The organism is Candidatus Sororendozoicomonas aggregata (assembly GCF_031528575.1).
Taxonomy (GTDB): domain Bacteria; phylum Pseudomonadota; class Gammaproteobacteria; order Pseudomonadales; family Endozoicomonadaceae; genus Endonucleibacter; species Endonucleibacter aggregata.
This window is the reverse complement of the sequence record NZ_JAVLSP010000008.1, coordinates 71,594-80,675: the sequence shown is the minus strand read 5'-3', so window position 1 is coordinate 80,675 and position 9,082 is coordinate 71,594. Positions and strand designations below refer to the sequence as shown.

7 protein-coding genes are annotated in these 9,082 nt (G+C 45.6%); 2 read left to right on the top strand and 5 right to left on the bottom strand.

Annotation, left to right across the window (positions count from 1 at the left end; all coding sequences use genetic code 11):
- Positions 1-96 precede the first annotated feature (96 nt).
- Entirely contained in the window at positions 97-696 is a 600-nt protein-coding gene (locus tag V4C51_RS03010) for an acyloxyacyl hydrolase (RefSeq protein WP_330924644.1), read from the bottom strand.
- A 494-nt stretch (positions 697-1,190) separates the two neighbouring features.
- On the opposite strand from V4C51_RS03010, the gene V4C51_RS17845 reads away from it, so the two are divergent.
- Positions 1,191-1,376: a transposase gene (locus tag V4C51_RS17845; RefSeq protein ID WP_420797624.1), complete on the top strand. Its 186-nt coding sequence runs from the start codon at positions 1,191-1,193 to the stop codon at positions 1,374-1,376.
- Positions 1,377-1,492: 116 nt separating this feature from the next.
- Here the strand turns inward: V4C51_RS17845 and V4C51_RS03005 are convergent, their stop codons facing one another.
- The 3 genes from V4C51_RS03005 to tyrS all read right to left on the bottom strand — a co-directional run bounded on the left by V4C51_RS03005 (position 1,493) and on the right by tyrS (position 4,991).
- Positions 1,493-2,182, bottom strand: a complete 690-nt coding sequence (locus V4C51_RS03005) for a phosphoglycolate phosphatase (protein ID WP_330924643.1) — start codon at positions 2,180-2,182, stop codon at positions 1,493-1,495.
- Between the two features lie 166 nt (positions 2,183-2,348).
- The gene (locus V4C51_RS03000; RefSeq protein WP_330924642.1) at positions 2,349-3,128 is read right to left on the bottom strand and encodes a hypothetical protein; all 780 of its coding nucleotides are present in this window, start codon (positions 3,126-3,128) and stop codon (positions 2,349-2,351) included.
- Between the two features lie 555 nt (positions 3,129-3,683).
- A complete protein-coding gene (tyrS, locus tag V4C51_RS02995) occupies positions 3,684-4,991 on the bottom strand; it encodes a tyrosine--tRNA ligase (RefSeq protein ID WP_330924641.1) in 1,308 nt (435 codons plus the stop codon).
- Between the two features lie 694 nt (positions 4,992-5,685).
- On the opposite strand from tyrS, the gene V4C51_RS02990 reads away from it, so the two are divergent.
- Positions 5,686-7,071: an OapA family protein gene (locus V4C51_RS02990; protein ID WP_330924640.1), complete on the top strand. Its 1,386-nt coding sequence runs from the start codon at positions 5,686-5,688 to the stop codon at positions 7,069-7,071.
- Between the two features lie 227 nt (positions 7,072-7,298).
- Here V4C51_RS02990 and recN read toward each other — a convergent pair whose 3' ends face one another.
- The gene (gene recN / locus V4C51_RS02985; protein ID WP_330924639.1) at positions 7,299-8,966 is read right to left on the bottom strand and encodes a DNA repair protein RecN; all 1,668 of its coding nucleotides are present in this window, start codon (positions 8,964-8,966) and stop codon (positions 7,299-7,301) included.
- Between the last annotated feature and the right edge of the window lie 116 nt (positions 8,967-9,082).

The window sequence follows — 9,082 nt, the reverse complement described above, 5'->3', positions numbered from 1 at the left end:
CTTCGTCAAATAGCCCCACTATTATCCTCAGAAGCAGAAATTTTTATCCTCAATTTCTCGTAATCCTCGCTACGGGCGCTATTCTCGGTCAGGCTCCTAAAACCGGTAACCGAGGGAAATCGTCTGAAAATCCAGCCCCTCATTAACATCATGGAGATTTGCATTGGAGTAATGGTACCAGCCATAAGCTATTTCATACTGCTGCCGCTGGCCAAAATGCAACCCTGCCATGAGCCTGATTTCAAACTGGGTATGCCCCCCCATATTGACAGCAGAATGGGTTTTTTCTTGCTGAATATCTTTTTCAGACTGATAGCTTAATCCAACACCTGCATCTAAAAAGAACCCCAACGCATGCGGGGCAGACGATTGAAGACGAAAAACAGGTGAAAAGCTGACGGATTTCACCTGACTGGCGCCAACGCTTCTGACATCAGAAGGGCCCAGATTGCTTTTCCAGTGATTGAGAGCCACATCAAAGTATCCACTTATTTGTAAACCGGAAAAACTCACCAGTGGTTCTCCCCAATCCCAGACAATACTGCCACGGTAGGCGTTCAGATCCGGTTTAGTATTATTCAAACTGAAGCTTTTACCAAAACCTGCATTAACCCCATCAGGGGTCAGATCCAGTGCATTAACAGGTAATGCGGACGCACAAAACAAATAGGGCAGAAGCCCCGCTTTTTTTATCATGGCTCAACATCCTTGTTTTATAGTTATCCTGAATTCGGGGTTATAGCTCCGTACAACACCAAAGTTACATGGGGAGTGAAATAAATCTGTCACTCATCATCCTGAAACCCTTGTTCTTTGGAAGATAAAATTCAACATCACACCTTTAGGGCGTTATCAATCAGACATGTATTGAACGGCCCTCTGTAATTGATCATGGAGTTCGACACCTGGAGTGTCAACTTTGAGTTTGAACCAATGCCACAAGCAGCTCATCGCTGAATCCAAAAAACTTCCAGCCAAGTGCAAGTTGACGCCCAGTGAGGTCATCATCGTCATCGTTTACTTTCACCTACTTTTACTAAAGTGCCCATCGAGACATCAAACACTATTACATTGGGTTGATTCAGTCGCATCACAGACCCGATTTTCCCGGACTGGTTTCCTATAACCGGTTCGTTGAACTGATAAAGCAGGTTCTGCTACCTTTGACTGTCTCCCTTAAAAGCCGGTGTATGGGACAGCCAATGGGTATTGCTTTTTTGATTCCCCCCCCTCTTGTTGTCTGCAATAACCTGCGGATCATGAGCCATCGCGTTTTTTCAGGTATGGTCAAATCAGGGAAAACCTCAACAGGATGGACGTTTGGTTTCAAGCTGCATCTGGTTATCAGTCACCTGGGTTGGAAGGTTTGCATTTGAACAAATGCGTTTTCAAACCAAAGTGTTGCAATGATTGCAGCGCTATCGTCGACCTGAAAGCCGAGACTTTAAACCGATTCGCGCTGTGCAAAGGTCGCTACGATAAAAACAGATTCTTAAAGCAGATCCATCAAGTTGGACACTATGCAATCAGGATCAGCGTCGTCAACAGGGTTACCATGGTTATAACCATAGGTGACGCCAACTACCTGAATACCAGCAGCTTTTGCCGCAGTAATATCATTAATTGAATCCCCCACCATCAAGGCTGCATCTGAAGAGCGCTGGTATTTTTCCAATGTATGCTGCAAAGGTAAGGGATGTGGCTTTTTCTCAGGCAGTGTATCGCCACCTATGAGATAATCAAAGAAGTGGTGAATCCCCTGGGCTTTTAACAACAATCGAGAAAACTGTTCGTCCTTGTTGGTGATGATCGTTTGCGTAATATTGTGGTTGTGAATAAATTCAAGGAAAGAGCGTACCCCGGGATACAGTTGACTACTCAACCCCACTTCCTGCTCGTAGCGACGCACAAAGCGTGCCCTGGCAGATTCAAATAATGCAGGGTCGACCCTACCGGGCTGATCTCCCTTAATATCGTCGGCCAACGCTCGCTTAATCAAAGGTGTAATACCATTACCTACCCAGTGAGTAATATCCTCAGGGTTAGCAACAGGGCGATTCAAATCCTTTAGCATACAGTTAGTAGCAATGATGAGATCGGGAATACTGTCAACCAGAGTGCCATCCAGATCGTACATGATTAATGAGGGGAGACGATTCGAAAATAATTGTGTCAGTGTCATAATAGTCTGGAGGTTGCGAGAAAAGAAAAGAAAAGGCTATCAAGTTTGATAATAGCAGGCATCATTCTGACAGTTTTTAAAAAGGAGTACCAGAAAATCAGGGTGTTTACACAAAATTATTTACAGGCTCTTTTCATTTGGTCATGTACTTATCCACTGATAACCTTCACCGTAGTCGCCTTAACGCATCATCCAATAAATCATTGTCATCATCTGGATCGGCCCTATTAAGTGCATTTGATAGCTGGCGGGATGTTTTTAAGCCATCAACAAAATCATTCATGATTCCATTACGAATTAAATGATGTATTAATCCTTTGTATGTTGGGGCAAATATGGCCAACCCACCCCCAAAACATATATTTACCTCAGTATGTTCTCTTACCCAAAATTTAAAGTAAAAAACAGTCTTGTCGCTTAACTCACCGGCCAATTTGAAGTCGTCTTTAATATACAGATAAGGTGGTATATTGAATCTTAGCTCTTCTTGATTTTCAAGGAGGAAGACTCCATCATTCACAATAGTGGTGTGATCATCAATTTCACCGATATCGCTGCTGGAGTCGTAAACAATAAGGCGTATAATTTCAAACTTTTTGTCCAGGCTGGTTGCCTGCCCACTGTTAACATTGGTGTAATCAAAGACTGTCCAGTTATTAATCAGTGTCAAATAAGGCTTAATTTTCTTAAGATACTGAATTTCCTCCATATCGTAAGGAGTGACCTTTAATAAACCTTCATATAGAAGAAGGCCATGCAATGGAGAGGTTGCATGACAGTGTTTAACAGCTTCTCTGAGGTTGCTAATGTCTTCAAAACTTAAGAACCGTAAAATATTGGACAAAATAGGGTGCTGATGCATAATTAGCACAAAAAGGTCTAAAGCACTACTTTCCACGATACACGTTAATTCACGCCTACCTGCTTTTCTTTCAGATTTATTCATTTTACTAACCTCATTATGGTTAAGGAGCCTAGCCCGGATATTTCATAAACATGCTCCTGGCCTTGCTTGCTCCTTGCGGCGCTAAGGGAGTTTTGCTCAGTCGACCGTACTCCCCGGTACGGCGCTCCCTCGCAAAATCCCTTAGAACCGCAAGGTTCTGCGCAATTCTCAGGGCAGTTTATGAAATATCCGGGCTAGTGGTAAAAATAAACCAGTACTTTTTTTCACACGTTTTTTTCATACGTTTTTATCGTGCATGCGAGGGTTTGGCGTTGAAAGAGGCGTTTCACTTCTGTTGTACGTTAATAACTTTTTGGCTAGGAGCCTATCGGACTTATGCTTTCGAGCATAAAATTCAGTAGGGCGAGTTAGAACTTTCGATCAATTTGTGTGAATAGTTGACCTATTTAAGCAAATTAATCGGAAATTCTGGCCGCACTTTCTCGCACTTTCTCGCACTTTCTGGATTTTAGGCCGAAACTGTCTTAAGTCCGACAGGCTTCTAGCGCTTAACAGCACTAGCAGTTACGACTTCAATACGTTAGAAAGAGCGATTTACACCACTTCAAACAAATGGTGCGTTTTCTTGCCCAGTTTTACCAGGAAGAAGCGTCCATACAAAGCATTATCCTGAGCAAAACATGATGACAAGTTCATATTATCCTCCATGCCCCGCGCCTCACCATTGAATAGCACACTTTTACGTTGGAGCGCATCCTTAACCTGCTTGCCGGATTTTACCACACCCACTTCTACAAAAAGCTGGGTCATAGGTTGGCCTTCAAGATCAGAACGGTACAGAGTAGACGACGGCAGTCCATCCTGTTTCAGCTGTTCCAGATCAGGCTCCGACAGACTCAGAAGCTTACCAGAGAACAGTGCCTCAGAAATACGCATAGCAGAGGCCAGCCCTTTTTCTCCATGAACCAGGCGAGTCACTTCTTTAGCCAGAACACCCTGTGCAGATTTACGCCCTAGTGTTTCAGCATCCACTGCCTCAATACCCACTATGTCTTCTATGCTCAAAAAGGTGAAATAACGCAGGAATCTGTATACATCAGCATCAGCGGTATTCATCCAGAACTGGTAAAAGGCATAAGGCGATGTTTTACTGGGGTCAAGCCATAGGGCTCCCCCCTCAGTTTTGCCAAACTTTGTGCCATCAGATTTAGTGATTAACGGCACCGTTAACCCAAAAGCCTTCGCTTTGTTCTGGCGCCGCACCAGGTCAATACCGCCAACAATATTACCCCACTGGTCACTGCCTCCAAGCTGCAGCGTACAATCAAAGTGGCGGTTCAACGCTGAGAAGTCCATTCCCTGGAGAAGCGCATAGGAAAACTCGGTAAATGAGATACCGGCACCTTCACGATTGAGTCGCTGCTGGACAGACTCCTTGTTGATCATGGCATTCACTGAAAAATGCTTGCCTACATCACGCAGAAATTCCAGCGCACTTAGACCTTCGGTCCAGTCAAGGTTATTAGCAACGATGGCCGCATTATCACCACTGCCAAAATCAAGAAACTGGCTGACCTGTCCACGGATTTTATCGGACCAGCCCGCTACAATATCGGGTGTATTCAGCTGGCGTTCGGTCGCCTTGAAGCTGGGATCACCAATTAGCCCTGTGGCACCACCGACCAGAGCGATGGGTTTGTGTCCAGCCATTTGGAAGCGCTTGAGTACCAGTAGAGGCACCAGATGTCCCAAATGCAGGCTGTCTGCCGTCGGGTCGAAGCCACAATAAATCGTCCGGGACTGTTCACTCAAGTGAGCGTCAAGCTCCTCCACAGCGGTCGTCTGTGCTATGAGTTCTCGTGCCCGGAGATCTTGGAGAAGCGGATTGTGACGGTCTTTCATGAAAAGAACCTGCGTTCAAGAATGATAGAAAATGTTTAAAAATACAATAACCTCTGCTAAATACAAGTAGTTATCCGTTGGAAGTACCAAATTTTCGCCATCAAGGGGTAGCTTGACACAACAGCAGTAAAGATGAGCGGTGTTTAGGTTTTAAAAAAGGATACGGGCTAAGGAGCCTGTCGGACTTAAGGCAATTTCGGCCTAAAATCCAGGAAGTGCGAGAAAGTGCGGCCAGAATTTCCGATCAATTTGCTTAAATAGGTCAACTATTCGCACAAATTGATCGAAAATTCTGACTCGCCCTACTGAATTTTATGCTCGAAAGCATAAGTCCGACAGGCTCCTAGCCGCAAGCGCTTACCCAGGCGTAAAAGTGGCGCTAAATTGTTTATTGCTATAAAATATATTTTTTACGTTATAATTTTTAATAAGAAGCTGTTATATAGGCCTGCGCGCAAAAGGATCAAGGGAAACGGAGAGTAAAAGCCGATTTTGAGAAGCAGCAGCCATTTATTTGGCGAGAAAATCAGTTTTTAACGCCTCTTATCTCTTTAACAGCGGGCTTTTCAGGCAGTTTCTAAGATCCTGGACACTACATTTTGCATTAGGTGCTGAGCACCCTAACAGAGCAACTCAAAACGCAATGAAAAAGGCCACGGTAAAAGGCACCTCGCGTGTAAAGCAAGTGATTTCTGTGAAAAAGTTCCCCAAAAAGCACTTTTTCCTTATCTGTGGTGTCGCGACGGTTGTACTGGGCTTCATGGCATTGTTACCTTCTGAAAAGGTAGAAGCCAGACGTTCCGAAATACCGTTAAGCATTGATGCCCATCAGGCGCCTGCCTCTGCCCTTGATACCCTTTCATCTAAAGAGGAAATGGCCGAGTCTCCCTCTAATCAATCCATTGACAATGTTGACATTACACAGATTGAAAAAGCCAAACAAGCGGCCGATGCGCTGTTACAAAAAGAAAAAGAAACCCTGGGTTCCTGGGTTTCAGAGGTTATCAAGCCGGGTGATAACCTGTCAGCCTTGTTTAAAAAGCAGGGATTAAGTGCCAGTGACGTTTATCTTATTACTTCGACGCCTGAGGTAGGCAAGCTTCTATCGGAAATACTACCTGGTCAAACCTTGGAGTTTCGCATAAACAGTGCGGGTGAACTTACCCAGTTTCGCTATCAACAATCAAAGCTCAAGAGCTTCTTTTTTGAGAAAACCGACAAAGGTTATACAGGTAAAGAGGTCATCCTTGAGCCAGATGTTCGCATGGCCTCCAGTTATGGTCAAATTGATAGCTCTTTGTTCCTTGCCAGCCAGAAAGCAGGACTTTCCGACAACTTAACCATGCAGCTGGCAGGCATTTTTGGCTGGGACATTGATTTTGTACAGGATATCCGCGAGGGCGACAGCTTCAGTGTTATATACGAAGAAAAGTACCTCGATGGTGAAAAGCTGAGCGATGGCAACATACTTGCCGCAAGTTTTACTAATCAGGGCGAAACCTACACAGCCGTGCGGTATACCGATAGCAAAGGGGAGACAGGGTACTACACCCCTGATGGTAAAAGTATGAAAAAGGCGTTCTTACGAACCCCTGTGGATTTTACCCGCATCAGCTCGCGGTTTAATCCTAACCGGTTACACCCTATCTTCAAGACCAAGAGACCTCATCGAGGTGTTGACTACGCAGCACCTACCAACACGCCTATTAAGGCAGCCGGCGATGGAAAGGTTAAGTATGCAGGCTGGCAGCGGGGTTTTGGCAATATCGTATGTATTGAGCACCCCAATAATATAGTCACTGCTTATGCCCACCAGAACAAAATTGGCAAAGGCATAAAGATAGGTGTATCGGTAAAACAGGGACAGATTATCGGTTATGTTGGCCAAACTGGCTGGGCTACAGGCCCACACCTGCATTATGAATTCCGGGTTAATGGTATCCATCGAAATCCTGTGACAGTCAAGTTACCTGATGCATCACCGATTTCGAAAAAGGAAATGGCCCGGTTTAAGCTTGCAAGAGAAACCGTTTTGGCCAAGCTCGATAAAGTTGAAGCGACTATGCTGGCACAGAAATAACACGGCAAATGAGAAGCCGCCATTACCGGCAGCTTCTCATTCATTATACTTGTTCCCCTTACGCTGTGTGCCCTAGGAGCCTGTCCGAGAACAGCGCCCTTAGCGAGGATCGCAAGAAATTGAGGATAAAATTTCTGTTTCTAAGTAGAATAGCGGGGCTATTTGATAAAGAAGCAGGAATTTTCAGGCCAATTTATCGCAACCGCAGTAGCGCAGTTTATTCTCGGTCAGGCTCCTAGCATTTCCCTGGCGTGCGCCAGTGTTGAGCGCGTTACTTCAATGCCACCAAGCATACGGGCTACCTCCTGAATGCGATAATCACCCAGTAATACGGTAATTTCTGTATTAGACGCAGTGTTAGACAGTTTTTTGTTAACGTGTAGGTGATGGTTTGCTTTTGATGCCACTTGTGGCTGATGGGTGACACATAACACCTGTCCTTCCTTACCAATTTCCCGCAACATATTGCCCACCACTTCTGCGGTGCCTCCACCAATACCTACATCAACCTCATCAAAAACCAGGGTTGGGATATGGGAAGTCTGTGCGGCAGTCACCTGAATGGCCAGGCTGATCCGGGATAGCTCCCCTCCAGAGGCAACCTTGGCCAGTGGGAGAGGAGGCTGTCCCGGGTTTGTTGTCACCAGAAACTCAATCTCTTCCTGGCCACCTTCGACGACGGGTTTACTTAATAAGGGTGTTAGTGACACCCTAAGCAGGCCTTTGGGCATACCCAGTTGCTTCATTCGGGCAGAAATAGCTTTCTCTAGCGTCAATGCCGCTTTATGACGCTGATGGGATAATTTTTCCGCTTGTTCATGGTACTGCTGATAAAGAGTTTCCAGGCGGCTTTCAAGTTCACTGGTAATTTCATCGTGGCACTGAATTTTCTCCAGTTCATGGGCTAATGCCTGCTGTTTATCCAGCAGTTCATCGGGTTGAATACGGTGTTTTCTGGCCAGCTCATAGACAATACCAAGGCGTTCTTCGATGGACTGAAGCTGATCAAGATCAGTATCAAAGTGGTCCACAAAATGGTTGATCTCACCGATAGCCTCTTCAACTTGAATTTGCGCAGAAGCGAGCATGTCTATGGATTGGGAGATAGCAGGGTGACTGAGACTCAGTTCGCTGAGTTGATTAACGCACCGGGACAGTTGTTGCAATACATTGCCGGATTCGTTGTCGGAACAGATTTGACCAATCTGGTGACAGGTTTCCAGGATAGCGGTTGCGTTCGTCAACTGTCGATGATCGCTTTCCAGTCGAGTGATTTCGCCATCAGTCAGGCTCAGTTGCTCAAGTTCTTGTAACTGGTATGACAGCAGTTGGATGCGTGCTTCCTGATGCTGTTTTTGAGACAAGAGCTTGTCCAGCTCTTTTTGCACAGTATTATAATCCCGCGCGATACAGGCAACCGATGCGGCTAATGCCGTTGTCCCCGCAAAACCATCGAGCAACACCCTGTGAGTGTATTTTTTCAATAAGGACTGATGCTCATGCTGACTGTGTATATCAATAAGCAGCTCGCCAAGCGCCCGTAAATCGGCCAAAGGTGAGGGGGTTCCATTAATATAACCGCGAGAACGGCCTTCTTTGGTGATGACGCGGCGCAAAATGCACTCATTGTCATCCATGAGCAAATCGTGCGCCAGTAGCCACTGACGGGCAGCTTCACAATACGTAATATCAAAGCAGGCGCGAATTTCCGCGCGTGCAGAACCGGATCTAACACAGCCACTGTCCGCTCTGTCGCCAATAGCCAAGCCAAGAGCATCGAGCATAATTGACTTACCAGCTCCGGTTTCACCGGTGATGACAGTCATGCCCTGGTCAATGCTCAACTCAAGCTGATCGACAATGGCATAATCACAAATGGAAAGCTGATGAAGCATAGCAGGTTCCCGGTTAGACTGACCTTGCAAATAATATGACAATACTGTTTTTTTGTACAGTATTTTTATCGTCGTATAGCGTGAAGGTCTTTAGGAACTTGTCGCAGTAAGTGCAC